16 protein-coding genes are annotated in these 16,527 nt (G+C 71.8%); 11 read left to right on the forward strand and 5 right to left on the reverse strand.

The genetic code is table 11. The features are described from left to right. Positions 1–15: 15 nt before the first annotated feature. Positions 16–1,062: a Bug family tripartite tricarboxylate transporter substrate binding protein gene (locus QOZ86_RS02645; protein ID WP_284490398.1), complete on the forward strand. Its 1,047-nt coding sequence runs from the start codon at positions 16–18 to the stop codon at positions 1,060–1,062. Positions 1,063–1,247: 185 nt separating this feature from the next. Further along, entirely contained in the window at positions 1,248–1,937 is a 690-nt protein-coding gene (locus QOZ86_RS02650) for an isochorismatase family protein (protein WP_284490399.1), read from the forward strand. A 10-nt stretch (positions 1,938–1,947) separates the two neighbouring features. Here QOZ86_RS02650 and QOZ86_RS02655 read toward each other — a convergent pair whose 3' ends face one another. Continuing rightward, a complete protein-coding gene (locus QOZ86_RS02655; protein ID WP_284490400.1) occupies positions 1,948–2,154 on the reverse strand; it encodes a hypothetical protein in 207 nt (68 codons plus the stop codon). Between the two features lie 164 nt (positions 2,155–2,318). After that, entirely contained in the window at positions 2,319–3,899 is a 1,581-nt protein-coding gene (locus QOZ86_RS02660; RefSeq protein WP_284490401.1) for an FAD-dependent monooxygenase, read from the reverse strand. Positions 3,900–4,205: 306 nt separating this feature from the next. Between QOZ86_RS02660 and QOZ86_RS02665 the strand changes: the two genes are divergently transcribed. Together QOZ86_RS02665 and QOZ86_RS02670 are read left to right on the forward strand one after the other, a co-directional pair. Continuing rightward, the gene (locus tag QOZ86_RS02665) at positions 4,206–5,327 is read left to right on the forward strand and encodes a cupin domain-containing protein (protein WP_284490402.1); all 1,122 of its coding nucleotides are present in this window, start codon (positions 4,206–4,208) and stop codon (positions 5,325–5,327) included. A gap of 88 nt (positions 5,328–5,415) precedes the next feature. Then, positions 5,416–7,002: an ethanolamine ammonia-lyase reactivating factor EutA gene (locus QOZ86_RS02670; protein ID WP_284490403.1), complete on the forward strand. Its 1,587-nt coding sequence runs from the start codon at positions 5,416–5,418 to the stop codon at positions 7,000–7,002. A gap of 15 nt (positions 7,003–7,017) precedes the next feature. Here the strand turns inward: QOZ86_RS02670 and QOZ86_RS02675 are convergent, their stop codons facing one another. Together QOZ86_RS02675 and QOZ86_RS02680 are read right to left on the reverse strand one after the other, a co-directional pair. Then, a complete protein-coding gene (locus tag QOZ86_RS02675) occupies positions 7,018–7,788 on the reverse strand; it encodes a FadR/GntR family transcriptional regulator (protein ID WP_284490754.1) in 771 nt (256 codons plus the stop codon). A 59-nt stretch (positions 7,789–7,847) separates the two neighbouring features. Beyond that, a complete protein-coding gene (locus QOZ86_RS02680) occupies positions 7,848–8,543 on the reverse strand; it encodes a 2,3-bisphosphoglycerate-dependent phosphoglycerate mutase (RefSeq protein ID WP_284490404.1) in 696 nt (231 codons plus the stop codon). 88 nt (positions 8,544–8,631) lie between these two features. On the opposite strand from QOZ86_RS02680, the gene QOZ86_RS02685 reads away from it, so the two are divergent. From QOZ86_RS02685 to QOZ86_RS02710, 6 genes are all read left to right on the forward strand, one after another. Further along, positions 8,632–8,955 (forward strand): 2Fe-2S iron-sulfur cluster-binding protein, encoded by a 324-nt coding sequence (locus QOZ86_RS02685; protein WP_284490405.1) that lies wholly within the window; start codon positions 8,632–8,634, stop codon positions 8,953–8,955. 72 nt (positions 8,956–9,027) lie between these two features. Next, positions 9,028–10,314, forward strand: coding sequence for an aromatic ring-hydroxylating dioxygenase subunit alpha (locus tag QOZ86_RS02690; protein WP_284490406.1), 1,287 nt, complete (start codon positions 9,028–9,030; stop codon positions 10,312–10,314). 2 nt (positions 10,315–10,316) lie between these two features. After that, positions 10,317–10,826, forward strand: a complete 510-nt coding sequence (locus QOZ86_RS02695) for a hypothetical protein (RefSeq protein ID WP_284490407.1) — start codon at positions 10,317–10,319, stop codon at positions 10,824–10,826. Next, complete coding sequence (locus tag QOZ86_RS02700; RefSeq protein WP_284490408.1) at positions 10,819–11,652, forward strand: 3-methyl-2-oxobutanoate hydroxymethyltransferase; 834 nt, start codon at positions 10,819–10,821, stop codon at positions 11,650–11,652. Before QOZ86_RS02695 ends, QOZ86_RS02700 begins: the two co-directional genes overlap by 8 nt. A 26-nt stretch (positions 11,653–11,678) precedes the next feature. After that, positions 11,679–12,542, forward strand: coding sequence for an alpha/beta fold hydrolase (locus QOZ86_RS02705; protein WP_284490409.1), 864 nt, complete (start codon positions 11,679–11,681; stop codon positions 12,540–12,542). A 65-nt stretch (positions 12,543–12,607) separates the two neighbouring features. Next, positions 12,608–13,660: a tripartite tricarboxylate transporter substrate-binding protein gene (locus QOZ86_RS02710; protein WP_284490410.1), complete on the forward strand. Its 1,053-nt coding sequence runs from the start codon at positions 12,608–12,610 to the stop codon at positions 13,658–13,660. A gap of 184 nt (positions 13,661–13,844) precedes the next feature. Here QOZ86_RS02710 and QOZ86_RS02715 read toward each other — a convergent pair whose 3' ends face one another. Further along, entirely contained in the window at positions 13,845–14,879 is a 1,035-nt protein-coding gene (locus QOZ86_RS02715; protein ID WP_284490411.1) for a cupin domain-containing protein, read from the reverse strand. Between the two features lie 543 nt (positions 14,880–15,422). Here QOZ86_RS02715 and QOZ86_RS02720 point away from each other — a divergent pair. Continuing rightward, positions 15,423–16,526 (forward strand): ornithine cyclodeaminase family protein, encoded by a 1,104-nt coding sequence (locus QOZ86_RS02720; RefSeq protein ID WP_284490412.1) that lies wholly within the window; start codon positions 15,423–15,425, stop codon positions 16,524–16,526. Position 16,527 lies beyond the last annotated feature (1 nt).

The following is a 16,527-nucleotide window of genomic DNA, read 5'->3' on the forward strand; positions in this document are numbered from 1 at the left end:
AGAAGGAGAGAACGCATGATGTCTGCAATGCCGCTGCGGCGGAGCCTGTGGCCCCTGGTCACCCTCGGTCTCGGGGCCGGTGTGCTCACCGGCTGTTCCGGCGACTCGGAGACCCCGGCTGCCGCCGGGGGCGACGAGTGCGCCTCTCTGGAGGGAGAGACCGTCTCCCTCGTCGTCCCCTACGACCCGGGTGGCGGCTACGACACCTACACCCGCATGGTCGCGCCCTACCTGGAGGATGCGCTGGGCGCCACCGTCGTCGTGGAGAACCAGCCCGGTGCCGGCGGGCTCCTGGCCCTGAACAACCTGCTGGCCGAGGACCCGGACGGAACGACGCTGGCGATCATGAACGGTGTGGGCGCGGGCGGGTCCTCCATCGCCGGTGCCGAGGGCGCGACCTTCTCGCTCGAGGACTTCACCTACATCGGCCGCGTGGCCAGCGACCCGTCGCTGATCGTCACCAGCGCCACAGGGCCCTACCAGACCTTCGAGGACATCCGGGCCGCCGACCAGTTCCGCTGGGGCTCGACCGGGCCGGGCGCCGAGGACTACGTGACCTCTTCGCTGCTGAGCGCGGTGTTCGACATCCCGGGCGAGGTCATCACCGGGTTCCCGGGCTCGGGCGAGACCGAGCTGGCCGTCATCCAGGGCAGCGTGGACGGCATGTCCGGCAACCTCACCAGCCGACGTGGCGCGGTCGAGGACGGGACGCAGACCCCGGTCCTCGTGGTCGGCGAGGAGAAACCCGACTGGGTGCCCGAGGACGTCCCCACGGTGGGCGAGCTCGACACGACCGAGGAGCAGGCGGCCATCCTGGACGCCCACCTGGCGCTCATCGAGCTCGGCCGGCCGTTCGTCGGCCCCCCCGGTATGGACGAGGACGTCACCTCGTGCCTGCGCGGCGCCATGGATGCGGCCATGAACGACCCGGACCTGATCGAGGAATCGGTGGAGCAGGAGCGCGAGCTGGCCTACCTCCCCGGTGATGAGCTCGAGGAGCTGGTGGGGCGGATCTCCGACGCACCGCCCGCCTACGGTGACCTGCTGAAGACGTTCTACTGATTCGCGAGCGCGGGTGGCCGGGTGGCATCAGCCGCCCGGCCGCCCGGCGCTGCGCGAGCCCCGACGTCGTTCTCGACGCCGGCAAGATCCGCGAGTACCTGCGCGGCCGCTGAGCGGCCGTCCGCCGTCGCCCCGGCTCCGCCTGCCCGGCGGGCCGGGGCGGGCGGCGTCCAGGAGGAGAGACCATGGACCCGATCGTCGAGCGGCACTGCTGGGACGACGTGATCGGCGACGACGAACGCCTGGTCGCCACCCGCTACCGGCCGCGGCCGCCCGGGCGTCGCCCGGCCCTGCTCCTGGTCGACTGCTACCGCAAGGTCTTCGGGGAACGGCCGCAGCCGCTCGCGGAGGCCATCGGGCAGTTCCCGTCGTCGTGCGGCCTGGCCGGCTGGACGGCGCTGCCGCACCTCGAGGCGCTGCTGGAACGGGCCCGGTCGGCCGGGGTGCCGGTGCTGCACACGACGGAGGACGTCCGCCCCGGGTTACCGGGCGGGGGGGTCACCCAGCGGGTGCCGGCAACCGGCCAGGACGACGCGGCCGGCCTGGAGTTCATCGCACCGCTGCGGCCCCGCGACGGCGAGGCCGTGGTGCGCAAGAGCCGGGCGAGCGCGTTCTTCGGTACCCCGCTGTCCACCTGGCTGCGGCAGTTGGACGTGGACACGCTGGTCGTGGCGGGGGAGACCACCAGCGGCTGCGTGCGGGCGACGACAGTGGACGCCTACTCGCACGGGTTCTCGGTCGTGGTGGTCGAGGAGGCGGTGTTCGACCGCAGCCCGCTGTCCCACAAGGTGGCCCTCTTCGACCTGCACCTCAAGTACGCGTCGGTCGTGCACGCGGACCGCGCGCTCGAGCTGCTCACGGCCGCCCGGAGCTGACCGGCACCGGTCAGCGGGTGCCGGCGAACTCCCGCAGGACGGCGCGACGGGCGGACGGGCCGTGCGCGCCGTCGTAGGTGCGGCCGGCGGCGAACGAGCGGCCGACCAGTGCGACGGTGGCGGCGACGCTCGTGCGGAGCCGGGCCGGGAACGTGAACTCCGGCGTCCGGAGAAGACCGGCGGCTACGTGGGGCTGGGCCCCGGTGATGCTCGACAACTCGTGCTCCTCGATACGTCTCCAACCATGTGGACAACCAATGGTAGGACCATTCGAGGGGCTCGTTCGGCCATTGCCGCGTGAGGGTCCTCACGCGGTCGAGGCCCGCCATCGCGCAGGTCACACAATGGCGCCGGAAATGGCTCGGAATCGTGCTCCGGGTCTCAGGCGGCGCCTGTCGCCCTGCCGAGCACGCGCTCCGCGTCCTGCGGTGCGGCGTCCCCGGTCCAGGCCACGAACTGGTCGGGCCGCACCAGGACCAGTCGTGCCCCGTAGTCGACGACCTCCCCGGAGCAGGTGTCGCGCAGCACCGTCAGGGGGACGCCGAGCGCCCGGGCGGCCTCCTGGAACAGCGCCACCGCGGCGTCGTCGACGTCGAGAGCCAGCAGGGTGAAGCCGGCCCCCAGCTCTTCGAACACGGACCGCCCGGAGCTCAGCCTCCGTGGCGGCAGGTGGTGCCCGGCGCGAGCCACGAAGGTGTGCTCGCCGTGCGCGCTGCTCACCCCGCCGGCCGGGCCGAAGACCGCCGGCGAGCCCTCGTAGTGCGGCTCGAAGCTGCGCAGCCGGCGGCCGAACCCACGGGCCGCCTCCTCGAAGGCACGGGCGAACTCCTCGCGGTCGTCCTCGGGGCGGTACTTCTCGAGCATCGCGCGGTCGTCCCGGATCCAGCCGCCGATGATGTCCTCGCCGACGTCCCGGAAGACCGGCTGCCGCTCCAGGCTGTAGGACTCCAGCAGCGCGTCGCCGCCCCAGCCCTGCAGCGTGGCGGCGAGCTTCCAGCCCAGGTTGGCGGCGTCCTCCAGGCCGTTGTTGAGCCCGAAGCCCCCGTACGGCGGGTGCGTGTGTGCGGCGTCGCCGGCGATGAACACCCGGCCGGCGCGGTAGCGGTGCGCCACCTGGACGCGGAGGTCCCAGAAGCCGACGTGGTCGATCTCGAGCGCGAAGGGGAAGCCGGCCGCCCGGTGCAGCAGCTCGACGATCTCCGGACCGTCGGCCGTGGTCCCCGGTGGTACGGGCGCGTGGAAGAAGAACTCGGCGCCGACGTCGACCCGGCCGAAGAACATCCAGTAGCCCAGCAGGTCCGGATGCATCACGCGGTAGGTCGACCGGTCCGGGAAGCGGCTCAGCGCCTCGTGCAGCTCCGGGGAGCGGAAGACCACGAGAGCGACCAGTTCGTCCCAGTCGGTACCGCTCCGCTCGATGTCGGCCTGCTCGCGGACCACGGAGTGGCCGCCGTCGCAGCCGACCACGTAGTCGGCTTCCAGCACCTCGCGCCGGCCGTCGCGCTCGACCACGACGCGGGCGCCGTTCTCGTCCTGGTCGACCTCGGTGGCCCGCCAGCCCAGGCGCAGCTCGACCCCCGGCAGCTCGGCGAGGCGGTCGCGGAACACCTCCTCGGTGCGGTACTGGGGTAGGCGCTCGTTGGCCTGGGCGTAGTAGTCCTGCACCAGTTCGCGGGCCGGCGGAGCGCTCCAGAAGTCGCCCAGGAGGTTGTCGTAGACCGTCACCTGCCCGATGGGGTGCCCCTCCGGCATGGTGCGCGCCGCACGCAGCCGGTCCGCCACGCCCCAGCGCCAGGCGTGCTCCATGGTCCGCTGGGACAGCCCTTGGCCCTTGGGGATGCCCGACAGCTGGGGGCGCCGCTCGATGACGACGCAGTGGACGCCGCGCAGGCCGAGGTCGAGCGCGAGTCCCACGCCGACCGGGCCGCCGCCGACGATGATCACCTGGTGTCGTTCGGTCATGCCGTCCTCGGTCGTCGGCGGGTCCGTGCAGAGCGGGCGAATGATAAGACCTTTCGCACTCTCATGGCGAGGCGCTGATCAGGAGATCGCGCCGACGGGGGTGCCGCGGCGCGGGTCGGGGCCCTCGCGCCCGCACGGCACCGCTCTGCCCTCGCGCGCCGCCGCCGCGCCGTGCGCCCGCGACGGGGAGGGGGGTGTCCTTTGACACACCCCGGGGCTGGTCTTATGGTCCTACCGATCAAGCTCGGCGGCATGCCTGCCGCGCCGTTCGTGGGGTTCACCCCATCCGTCGACCAGGGAGGCCCCATGGCCAAGGATGCCATCGTCAACGAGAGCCTCGCGGCGAAGTTCGCCACCGAGAAGGACTCGCCGTACACCCGCTGGGTGGCCGACGAGGGTCTCGACATCATCGCCGCGCACTACGTGCCGGACCTGAAGACCGTCGAGCTCAAGGACTGGGCCCGCCGCGGCGGCAGGGGCGTCTTCATCAACCACGAGGCCAGCCGCACCTCGAACGACTGCTACGTGGCCGAGATCCCGGCCGGGGGCGAGCTCGCCCCGCAGCGGCAGCTGTTCGAGGAGATGATCCTGGTGCTCTCGGGCCACGGCTCCACCAAGGTGTGGAACGACGCGGGCGCCGAGGTGACCTTCGAGTGGGGCCCGGGTGCGCTGTTCGCCATCCCGCTGAACGCCAACCACCAGCACTTCAACGGGTCGGGCACCGAGGTCGCGCGCTTCGTCTCCTCGACGAACGCCCCGGGCATCATCAACCTCTACGACGACATCGACTTCGTCTTCGGCACCGCCCACGACTTCCCGAAGCGTTTCAACGGTGAGCCCGACTACTTCGCGCCCAAGGGCGAGCAGAAGGGTCTGCTGCTCGACACCAACTTCGTGGCCGACTCGATCAACCTGCCGTTGATCGAGGCCAAGGAGCGCGGCGCCGGAGGCGGGCACATCCGCTTCAACATGGCCAAGGGCTCGATGAACAGCCACATCTCGCAGTTCCCGACGGCCACGTACAAGAAGGGCCACCGGCACGGCCCCGGCGCTCACGTGATCATCCTCTCGGGCGAGGGCTACAGCCTGATGTGGCCCGAGGGCGAGGAGCCGCGGCGTTACGAGTGGCAGGCCGGCAGCATGATCGTCCCGCCGAACATGTGGTACCACCAGCACTTCAACACCGGCACCGAGCCGGCCCGCTACCTCGCCTTCAAGCACGAGGTGGTCTCGATCCGCAACGCGCAGGGCGTGCCGAAGGCCTGGATCAGCCAGCGCATCGGTGGCGACCAGATCGACTACGCCGACGAGTCCTCCTACGTGCGCGAGACGTTCAAGGAGGCCCTGGCCAAGCACGGCCTCGAGCCGCAGATGGAGACCGCGTACGAGCAGGAGAAGGAGAACCTGCCGCCCAAGTCGGCTGCCTGATCACTCTCCCGTCCCACCTCGACGTGCGGTCCGCCTCCTGCCGGCGGGCCGCACGTCGTCGTTTCTCCCCGTCCTCTGGAGCGCACCCGTGACGCACACCCACTCCGCCGAGCCGGTCTACGGCCGCGAGCACGCCCCGCCGCGGACGGTGCACTCGCCGCACACCCCTGACCACGACCACGACCACGACGACGCCGAGCTGCCGCTCGAGGACAACCCGATCTGGCAGCAGGACAACGTCACCCTGCACAGCGTCGGGATGGACATCGGCTCCTCGGGCACCCAGGTGGTCTTCTCCCGGCTGCACCTCCGCCGCATCGGCGAGGACCTGACCAGTCGCTACATCGTCGTGCGGCGGGACACGGTCTACCGCTCGCCCGTGGCACTGACCCCCTACGCCAGCGCCGAGCACATCGACGCCGAGGCCCTCGGCACGATCATCGACCGGGCCTACGGCGAGGCCCGGATCGGTCCGGAGGACGTGGACACCGGTGTCGTGATCCTCACCGGGGAGGCGCTGCGCCGTCGCAACGCCGAGGCCATCGCCGGGGTCCTCGCCGAGCGCGGCGGAGAGCTCGTGACCGCGACCGCGGGGCACCACATGGAGGCGATGCTGGCCGGCTACGGCTCCGGAGCGGCCCGGACGTCCTACGAGACCGGTCTGCGCATCCTCAACGTCGACATCGGCGGCGGCACGACGAAGCTCTCCGTCCTCGACCGTGGTCGCGTGGTGGCCACCGCGGCGGTCCACATCGGCGGTCGGCTGCAGGTCGTCGACCGGACCGGGACGATCGTGCGCCTCGATCCCGCCGGCCGGGCGCACGCCGCCCGGGCGGGTTTCACCTGGGACCTGGGCGACCCCACCCGCCCCGAGGAGGTCGACCGGGTCGCCGAGGGGATGGCCGACGCGCTGGTCGCCGCGCTGGGCGACGCCCCGGCGCCGGACGTGGCCGCGCTGTACCTCACCGACCCCCTGCCCGACGTCGGCCCGATCGACGGGGTGGTGTTCTCCGGCGGGGTGGCCGAGTACGTCTACGGGCGGGAGGCCGAGTCGTTCGGCGACCTCGGCCGGCCGCTGGGCGAGGCGGTCCGGCGGCGGGTCGACGCCGGCATGCTGCCCTACCCGCTGCTGCCCGCCGGAGAATGCATCCGCGCGACCGCACTCGGTGCGTCGGAGTACAGCGTCCAGCTCAGCGGCAACACCGGCTGGATCTCCGACCCGGACGCCCTGCTGCCGCGCCGCAACCTCCAGGTCGTGCGCCCGGTCCACGAACTCGGCGAGACCGTGGACGCCGCGGAGGTGGCGGCTGCGGTCCGCCGGCACCTGGTCGCGCTCGACGCCGCGGACGCCGACCAGGACGTGGCGCTGGCGATGTCGTGGTCGGGCCTGCCGAGCTACCACCGGGTCGCCGCCTTCGCCCGCGGGGTGCGCGACGGCCTCGCGGAACGGATCGCCGCCGGCCGGCCGGTGTACGTCGTGCTCGACGGGGACGTCGCGATGACCCTGGGCCGGCTGCTCCAGCACGAGCTCGGGGTCACCTCGGACCTGCTGGTCGTCGACGGGCTCACCCTGCGGGATTTCGACTACATCGACATCGGCCGGCTGCGGCACCCGTCGCGGACCGTCCCCGTGACGATCAAGTCGCTGGTCTTCGGGGAGGAACCGGGCGCCTGACGGGCGGTCCCGGGCTCAGCTCGGGGCTGCGCCGTCCATCGCCCCGACCCGCTCGGCCGTTCGCATCAGGTGGGTGCGCATCAGGGTCGTCGCCGCCTCGATGTCGCGGTCGGCGATCGCGTCGACGAGGGCGCGGTGCTCCTCGACGCCCTGCCGGCCGTGCAGCGGCGCCGCCTCGCGCGCCCGCTCCAGGGAGTGCACCAGCGGATCGTGCAGGGATTCGACCAGCATGGCGACGGCCCGGTTGTGCGTCGCGACCGCGAAGCGGGTGTGCCACTCGGCGGAGAGCTCGAGGGGGTACTCGTCGCCTTCGAGCGCGGCGCTGCTGCGATCGCAGATCTCGCGGAGCGCGGCGATGTCCTCGGCGGTCGCCCGCTCGCACACCAGGGCGACGACGCCGAGCTCGAACACCATGCGCGCCTCGGTGACCTCCACGGCGGTCAGGGTCGCCAGCGAGATGAGATCTGCGATGCCGGCTCCCACCAGGCGGCTGCTGGGGGCGGTGACGAAGGCGCCACCGCGCGCGCCCACCCGGATCTCGACCAGGCCGTTGGCCTCCAGCACCCGCAGGGCCTCGCGAACGGTGACCCGGCTGACGCCGAACCGCTCGCAGAGCTCCCGCTCGGAGGGCAGGCGGTCGCCGGCGGTCAGCTGGCCCTGGCGGATGAGCACGCGGATCTGGTCGACGATGACCTCCGAGATGCGCCCGACGCTGACCCGGCTGAGCAGGTCGCCCTTGTCGGCCGCGGAGCTTCCGGGGGTCTCTACTGCGAGGGGTCCCTGCATCGTCACCCTCGCATCCTAGGTGACCGGCGGGCGAGACCGTTCCGTCCGCCGGGGTCCGGTCACGCTCCCGGGTGGACGGTCGGTGCCGTTCCGCCCGGTTCGGGCTCGGCGCGGACGTACCGGCCGCCGGGGACGACGGGGCGCAGATGGCTGTCCAGCGCGTAGTGCAACGGGGTCGCGATCGGCACCTCCAGGTCGACCACCTCCTCCGGGCCGAGGTCGTCCAGGAGGGCGATCAGGGCCCGCAGCGAGTTGCTGTGCGCGGTCACCAGCACGGTGTGGCCGGCCCGAAGATCCGGGGCGAGCACGTCCTTCCAGCAGGGCAGCAGCCGGGCGGCGACGTCCGCGAGGCTCTCTCCGGGCCGGTGCGTGCCGCCGGCGCATCCCGGCGGCGGCGCGGCGTCCCAGGACCGCCGCCACCGCCGGTACTGCGCGCTGCCGTGGCGAGCCAGCACCTCGCTGCGCGCCAGGCCCTCGAGCACGCCATAGCCGCGTTCGTCGAGCCGCGGGTCCTGGCGGGCCGGGACCCGCGGTCGCCCCGCGGCCGCCAGCGCCAGCTCGCCGGTGCGCACCGCACGGGTGAGCGTGGAGGTGTGCAGCCGGTCCGGCAGCAGGCCCGATTCGCGCAGCAGCACCCCGCAGCGCCGGGCCTGGTCCTCGCCGCGCGTCGTGAGATCGACGTCCACCCGGCCGGTGAACCGGTCCTGCGCGTTCCACGCGCTCTCGCCGTGGCGGAGGAGGACGAGCGAGAACATGTCGTGACCCTAGCCACACATGTGGTCTAATGGACATACCAATGAGCAGGCCCGGAAAACGGGTACGGGACGACGGAGGGGGCAGGGCGTGCCGAAGGTGGTCTACGTCGGGGACGCCGGTCAAGAGCACGCGGTCGATGCGACCGTCGGGGAGTCGGTGATGGCCGCGGCGGTGAAGAGCGGTGTCCCCGGCATCATCGCCGAGTGCGGCGGGAACGCTTCCTGCGCGACCTGCCACGTGTGGGTCCGCGACGAGTTCCTGTCCGCCGTCGGCGAGCCGAACGAGCTCGAAGAGGACCTGCTGGAGATGGCGGTGTCCGAACGCCGCGACGGTAGTCGGTTGAGCTGCCAGATCCCCGTGTCCCCGGAGTTGGACGGGCTCATCGTGGACGTCCCGCCGCAGCAGCCGTGAATCGACAGTTGACGCCGTCCACGATTGGTATGACAGTCAGCCCAACGCGCGGCTGAGGAGAGAGAGACACCGGTGCTTCGTCAGGACATCAACGAGCTGCTGACCCGGACGGGTCCCGGGACGCCGATGGGCGAGCTGTTCCGGCAGTACTGGATGCCCGCCTGCCTCGCGGAGGAGCTCCCGGAGGACGGCGCCCCGCCGATCCGGCTCAAGCTCCTCTCCGAGCGGCTGGTCGCCTTCCGGGACAGCTACGGCCGCTACGGCCTCATCGACGAGTTCTGCGCCCACCGTGGCGCGTCCATGTGGTTCGGCCGGAACGAGGAGGGCGGCCTGCGCTGCCCGTACCACGGCTGGAAGTACGACACCACGGGTCAGTGCATCGAGGTGCCCTCCGAGGCCGACAACTCGAGCTTCGCCGAGAACGTGCGGCTGACCTCGTACCCGCTGGTCAAGATCGGTGACGTCCTGTGGACGTACATGGGCGACCCGGCCAAGCAGCCGCCCCTGCCGGAGTTCGAGTTCGCGCTCACCCCGGCGGAGCACCACTACACCTCCAAGCGCTGGCAGCAGAGCAACTGGCTGCAGGCCTTCGAGGGCGGGATCGATTCCAGCCACGTGACCTTCCTGCACTCCGGTGGTCTCAAGAGCGATCCGCTGTTCAAGGGCGCCAAGGGCAACCAGTACAACCTCAACGACAAGAAGCCGTTCTTCGAGGTGGCCGACAGTGACGGCGGTCTGTTCGTCGGCGCCCGGCGCAACGCCGAGGAGGGGTCGTACTACTGGCGGATCACGCCGTGGGTGATGCCGTCCTTCACGATGGTCCCCCCGCGCGGTGACCACCCGATCCACGGGCATTTCTGGATCCCGATCGACGACGAGAACTGCTGGGCGTACAGCTTCGACTACCACCCCATGCGGCCCCTGACCGAAGCCGAGCGGCAGGCCATGATCGACGGCCACGGGGTGCACAGCAAGAACATCCCGGGCACGTACCGGCCCGAGGCGAACATGGACAACGACTACCTGATGAACCGCGAGAAGCAGCGGACCGGGGAGTGGTACTCCGGCGTCGAGGGCATCGCGATCCAGGACTCATCCCTGCAGGAGAGCATGGGCCCGATCGTCGACCGCACGAAGGAGCGTCTGGTCCCGGCCGACAGCGGGATCATCAAGGCCCGGCAGAAGCTGTACCGGGCCGCGGTCGGGCTGCGCGACAAGGGCGTGACCCCGCCCGGGGTCGACCCGGCGCACCACCACGTCCGCTCGGCCGCCGTCGTCCTGCCGCAGAAGGAGGCGTTCCTCGACGCCGCCCGCGATGACGTCACGGTGCGCCCCGGCATGCCGATCTCCTCGGTCTGATCATGGCTGTCGAAACCCAGACACTGAGCAGCTGCGCCCGGGCGGCCACGGCCGAGGAGGCGCGTTACCGGATCGACCGGCCGATCGCCCCTTCCCGGGCCGGGAGGGTCGTCGCCCTGGACCCCGGCGCCGCCGAGGTGCTGCGCCGGACGGCGCAGCAGGAGTGGGCCAACGCCCGCTTCTACATCTGCGAGCCGGCCGGGTCCGGCGCCCAGGACGTCGTGCTGCGCGGCATCGACGGCGGCCCCGCAACGCTGGCCGACGAGCTGGCCAGTGCCTCGGTCGTCGTCATGGTCGCGACCAGCGACGCCGGCGCCGACTGCGCCTACACGCTGGGCAAGGCGTGCTGGGAGCGCGGCATCCAGACGGCCGGCCTGGTCGTCGGCGACGGCACGCAGGCCGGAACCGCGGCCTCGGCGGCCGTGGCGGCGCTGCGGCCGCACGCCCGGGTGCTGCTGCCCTCGGCCGACGAGGCCGACGTCGTGGACCTGCTGAGCGCGCTCCGTGTCTGAGCGCGTGGGGCTGCGCGACCTGCAGCGGATGAAGGACGACGGGCGCAAGATCGTCGGCGTCGTCGCCTGGGACTACCAGATCGCACGGATCATCGACCGCGCCGGTGTCGACCTCGTCTCCGTGGGCGACACGGTGGGCGTCAACCTCTGGGGCCACTCGAACCCCTTCGAGGTGACGATGGAGGAGATGCTCGTCGTCGCCAAGGCCGTGCGCCGCGGCGTCTCGCGGGCGCTGGTCAGCGTCGACTTCCCGTTCGGCCCGCTGCAGGAGGGCGCCGACAGCGCCGTCCGCGCGGCGATCCGGTTCGTGAAGGAGGCCGGCGTGGACATGGTGAAGCTCGACGCCGCCTCGGACTACCTCGACGCGGTGGAGGCGGTGAACCGCGCCGGTATCCCGGTGTTCGCGCAGTTCGGCATCACGCCGCAGACGGCGCTGCGCTACGGCGTGGAGTACAAGTCCGTCCCCTCGGCGGCCGACGCGGTGCCGGCCGAGCTCCAGGACGAGATGGTCGCCGAGGCCAAGCGGCTCGAGGAGGCCGGAGCGGCCCTGCTGAACTTCACCAACTCCGGCCCGGTCGTCGGTGCCGCGGTCGCCGCGGCGGTCTCCATCCCGGTCGTGGGCGGCTTCGGCGGCGGCCCGTGGCTGGACGGCCGCATGCGGATGGTCAACGCCGCGATCGGCTACGCGGCCACGGCTCTCGACGGGGCGTCCGACACGTACGTCAACGTCGCGCGGCTGACGCTGGACGCCATGACCACCTACGCCGACGACGTCCGCGCCGCCCGGCAGCTGCCCGGCGGCATCCCCGTCCCGCCCGCGCCCTGACCCGACCGACCGAGAGGACGCCCATCGTGCCCACCGCCGTCATCGACGGGATCGAGACCCGCTACGAGGTGAGCGGCTCCGGGCCGGCGCTGCTGATGTTCTCCCCCGGGGGGTTCGACTCCACGCTGGAGAGCTGGCGGACGGTGGGCGTCTACCGGCGGCTGTCCCTCCTGGACCACCTGAGCGGCAGCTACACCTGCATCACCTTCGACCGGCGGGAATCGGGCCACTCCGGCGGGCGGGTGCAGCGGATCCGCTGGGCCGACTACGTCGCCCAGGCCGTCGGGCTCCTGGACCACCTCGGCATCGCGTCTGCCCACCTCATGGGCGGCTGCGTCGGCTGCTCCACGGCCGCCGCCGTCGCCGTCGCGCACCCGGAGCGGGTCGCCAGCATGGTGCTGTACTCGCCGGCAGGTGGGGTCAAGTACCGCATGAAGCAGCACGCCCGGTTCGCCCAGCACCTGTCCTTCGTGGAGGAGCACGGCCTCGGGGCGCTGGTCGAGCTGATCCGCGGCACCGACCTCGGCTTCAGCAAGGACCCGCGGGTGGGTCCCTGGAACAGCGTCGTCCGGACCGATCCGGGGTTCGCGGTCCGGTACGCCGAGCTCGACCCGGAGCGGTACGCCCTGCTGGTCAGCGGGACGGCGCGGCTGATGTTCGACCGCGACACCGTGCCCGGCGCCGAGCCGGAGGACCTGCTCGACCTGGCCACGCCGACGCTGATCGTGCCCGGCCAGGACGACTCGCACGCCCCCTCGGCCGCCCGCTACCTGCAGGAGTGCCTGCCGCACGCCGAGTACTGGGACGCGCCCGTCGCGGAGCAGACCGAGGACACCGCCCCGGCGCGGATCCTGCAGTTCCTCGACGCGGTGCGGTCGCCCGCCGGCTGACCACCCACTCGGTCCCGGCGACCGCCGGGTCCGGCTGCCCACGACGAAGGAGCACGATGGGAACGATGACGACGTCCAGGCGGTCGGCCGGCCGGAGCGCGGCCGTGGCGGTGGCGCTCGCCGGAGCGCTCACCGCCTGCGGGTCCGACGGCGGCTCCGGCGGCGGGGCCGAGGGCGGCTCCGCGGCGGCCGAGGGGCTGTTCGAGGGCGAGGATCTGGATCTCGTCGTCCCCTACGAGCCCGGTGGCGGCTACGACGCCTACGCCCGGGCCATCGCTCCCTACCTGGAGGAGTGCACGGGCGCGCGCGTCGTCGTCCGCAACGAGCCGGGTGCCGGCGGCCTGGTGGCCACCAACCAGACCGCGGCGGCACCTGCCTCGGAGAACCGGCTGCAGATCGTGAACACCGTGGGTCTGGTGTCCGCGCAGATCGCCGGCGCCGAGGGCGCCAACTTCGACCTGAACGACCTCAACTGGATCGGCCGGGTCTCCGCGCCCCCGAACGTGGTCGTCGTGTCGCCGGACAGCCCTTTCCAGACCTGGCAGGACATCGTCGACGCCGAGGAGGCGGTGCGCTTCGTCGCCCAGGGGCCGGGTGCGAACGACTACATCGCGCCGACGATCCTGGGCGAGGCCTACGGCTTCCCCTACGAGATCGTCACCGGCTTCGCCGGCTCGACGGAGGCCCGCCAGGCCGTCGTCGCCGGGAACGCCGACGCGCACGCGTTGCCGGTGGACAGCCAGCTGGGTGCGATCGAGTCCGGTGATGTCCGCCCGGTCGTGACCGTCGACGACGAGCCGGACCCGCTGCTGCCCGACACCCCCGCGATCAGCGACACCGAGGCGGCCGACGCCGACGCGCAGACCATCGTCGACAACCTCATCGCGATGGGAGAGACCGGTCGCTCGCTGATCGTCTCCCCGCAGATGGAGGAGGACCGGGTCGCGGCGCTGCGCGAGGGCTACCAGTGCGCGATCGAGAACCAGGAGCTGGTCGAGGAGCTGGAGAGCCAGCAGCGGCCGCTGGACCCGCTCAGCGGCGAGGAGACCGCGCAGCTGGTGCGCGAGGTGCTCGACTCGCCCGAGGAGTTCCAGCAGCTGGTCGTCGACAGCTACTGATCCACGGGCGCCAGAGGGGGTGGTTCCCCCGGGTCGGTGACCCGGGGGGACCACCCCCTCTGACCGTGTCCGTGCCGGAGCAGGCGGGGACGACGGACCGCGTCAGGAGGACGCAGCCGGGCCCGACGCGCGACGGCGCCCCGCGGGAGTTCCGCGGGGCGCCGTCCGGTCGGGCAGTCGGCGGTCAGGCCTGGCCGGCGAGCTCGCCGATCTGGGCGGCCGACGAGGTGTACTCCGGCGCGTCCTCGAGGTAGGCGACGTTGTCGTAGCCCAGGTGCTTGAAGAGGCGGTTCTGGAAGGAGAGCACCCGCAGCGGCGTGCCGTCGGCGGCGAAGATCTGGCAGATGTGGTTCTGCGGCACGTAGACCGTGTCGCCCTGGCGGAACTCGTGGCGGGTGGGCTCCTTGGCGATGCGGGCGTAGTACTTCTCCGCGATCTCCGCCTCCACCTCCCACATCAGGGCGTAACCGTCGCCCTCGAGGATGTAGTGGACCTCGTCGGCCATCTTCCAGTACTTGCCCGAGCGGCTGCCGGCAGGCACCTGCAGCTCCAGGGCGTCCACCGAGAACTGGCGGGCGTCGGTGCGCTCCGGGGCGTTCATGACCCGGACCCGGCCGAGCTGGGTGGTCTCCCACGTGCAGTCGGAGGGCTTGATGACCTTCTTGCGGTCGAGGACGCCCGGCGTCCAGATGGCCGACCAGTCCTCGCGGGGCCCGAACTTCTCCTCGTTCTCCACCGGGCCGCTGCGGCCCTGCTGGATCAGGCCCATGAACATCCAGGAGCACTTCGCCTTGACGACGAGGGCGACGGCCTTCTCCGGGTAGGGGTTGAAGTGCCGGTGCACCGAGTCGGTGTGGACGAAGACGAGGTCGTCCTTCTCCCACTCGTAGCGCTGGTCGTCGTGGATCTCGTAGCCGCGGCCCTCGAGGATGTAGAAGGCGGCCTCGTTCTGGTGGCCGTGGCCGTGGTTGCTCGTCTCCCCGGGCAGCTCCACGAAGTGGACCTGCAGGGTCTGGGTGAGGAAGTCCTCGTCACCCGGGCCGATCCGCCACCAGGTGCGGCTCTGCTCGCTGTCGCCGGAGTGCCCGATCTTGGCGTCGTCGGTGACGATGCTGTCGTCGCGCACCCGCTCGGCGGCCAGCTGCGCCTTGCGGAAGTGGCCCAGCCCGTAGGTCTCCGAGGTCAGTCCCCTGACGAAGACGCGGCCCTTTTTCCCCATGTCTGCCTCCTTGTCGACCCGGGGCACGCTCGTGCGCGTGACCTCCCGTGGCCGCCCTGTAGCCTGCGTGTGAATGGTATGACCATCATGTCATGTCGTCCGTCACACTCCAAGACCTCGGCGACAGTTGGTGGGTGACGGCCGGGCGCCGGGCACCCCCGCGCGCCGACCGGCCCAGGCCGGGCGACCGGACGAGTCGGACCGCGGCGGCCGTCGGCATCACTCGTCCCGCCGTCACCTCTCCGGCGAGCAGGTCAGCCTGCGGCGGGTCCCGCCGATCGGGGGACGGTGGGCGGCCGGATGGGCATCGATCCCTGCGCGAGCGCGTCGTCGAGACCAGGCCCCGGAGTGAGGGTTCCGATCGATCCCCCTTCCTGGAGCCCGCGGGCTGACGGTATAACCATCAGACCGAGAGCCAGATCACAGGTGTGACCGTGCGCGAGGTGGCGCGCTGTGCGGCGTCTTCCGGTCCGGCCCCGACAGAACACCCCGCCGTCCACCGACGGCTTCCACCGCCACTCCTGAGACGAGGAGCTCGATCCCGTGCTGCTGATCGACAACGCGACGACAGCGAGCGTCCTGGAGACGCCCGCTGTCGTGGAGGTGCTGGAGCGGTCCTATCGCGATCTGGCGGCGGGGGAGGTGATCTGCCGGCCGCGGATCGACATGCGTTTCCCGGTCGACGGGGAGTCGATCTACCAGTGGGGGACGATGGAGGGTGGTTCGGCTTCCACCGGTTACTACGCGATCCGGATGAAGTCCGACGTGCTGACCGAGGTCGAGTACGGCGGGACGCGCAGTCAGGAGAAGCACTGCGTGCAGCCGGGAACGTTCTGCGGGCTGGTGTTCCTGTTCTCGACGCGGACCGGTGAGCCGCTGGCGATCCTCAACGACGGTGTCCTGCAGCACATGCGGGTCGGGGCGGACTCGGCGATCGGGGTGAAGTACGCCGCGCGAGAGGGCGCGCGGGTGCTGGGGATGCTGGGTTCGGGTGGGATGGCGCGCAGCCACCTGGAGTCGATGCTGACGGTGCGGCCGCTGGAGCGGGTGCAGGTGTACAGCCCGACGAAGGCCAACCGGGAGCGGTACGCCGCGGAGATGAACGAGAGGCACGGCATCGATGTGGTGGCGGTCGGCGAGGCCCGGGATGCCTTCCGCGGTGCCGACATCGTCTCCGGCTGCACCGACGCCGCCGGCGACGTCATCGTCGGCGACTGGCTGGAGCCGGGCACCCACGTCACCTCCATCGGCGGCCGCCCCGACCCCCGCGCCCGGGAGATCTTCGACGTGTGGTTGCGGCTGGGCAACGTGCCCGCCCCGCTGAACGACCCGACCTGGCGGCCGACCGACGAGTACCTCGCCTACGCCGCCCGCCCGCAGGACCCGGTGTGGGCCCACCACACGCATGGCAAGGGGCGGCGCCCACCGGAGGGTCCGGGCACGCCGCGGGTGGTCAGCCTCGAGGACGTCCTCAGCGGTGCGGACAAGGCTCGCACCAGTGACACGGAGATCACCTTCTCCGAGCGGGGCAACATCCAGGGCGCACAGTTCTTCGCCGTCGCCGGCCACGTCTACGAGCAGTGCCGCGAGCGCGGCCTCGGCCGCGAACTGCCGACCGGGTGGTTCCTGCAGGACATCCGGGACTGAG

This window comes from Blastococcus capsensis, from assembly GCF_030165005.1.
Lineage (GTDB): Bacteria > Actinomycetota > Actinomycetes > Mycobacteriales > Geodermatophilaceae > Blastococcus > Blastococcus capsensis.

What these genes read in the sequence shown, in the direction of transcription:
- QOZ86_RS02645 (WP_284490398.1), top strand. Translation starts at nt 16, where the DNA reads ATGATGTCTGCAATGCCGCTGCGGCGGAGCCTGTGGCCCCTGGTCACC.
- QOZ86_RS02650 (WP_284490399.1), top strand. Translation starts at nt 1,248, where the DNA reads ATGGACCCGATCGTCGAGCGGCACTGCTGGGACGACGTGATCGGCGAC.
- QOZ86_RS02660 (WP_284490401.1), bottom strand. Translation starts at nt 3,899, where the DNA reads ATGACCGAACGACACCAGGTGATCATCGTCGGCGGCGGCCCGGTCGGC.
- QOZ86_RS02665 (WP_284490402.1), top strand. Translation starts at nt 4,206, where the DNA reads ATGGCCAAGGATGCCATCGTCAACGAGAGCCTCGCGGCGAAGTTCGCC.
- QOZ86_RS02675 (WP_284490754.1), bottom strand. Translation starts at nt 7,788, where the DNA reads ATGCAGGGACCCCTCGCAGTAGAGACCCCCGGAAGCTCCGCGGCCGAC.
- QOZ86_RS02680 (WP_284490404.1), bottom strand. Translation starts at nt 8,543, where the DNA reads ATGTTCTCGCTCGTCCTCCTCCGCCACGGCGAGAGCGCGTGGAACGCG.
- QOZ86_RS02695 (WP_284490407.1), top strand. Translation starts at nt 10,317, where the DNA reads ATGGCTGTCGAAACCCAGACACTGAGCAGCTGCGCCCGGGCGGCCACG.
- QOZ86_RS02710 (WP_284490410.1), top strand. Translation starts at nt 12,608, where the DNA reads ATGACGACGTCCAGGCGGTCGGCCGGCCGGAGCGCGGCCGTGGCGGTG.
- QOZ86_RS02715 (WP_284490411.1), bottom strand. Translation starts at nt 14,879, where the DNA reads ATGGGGAAAAAGGGCCGCGTCTTCGTCAGGGGACTGACCTCGGAGACC.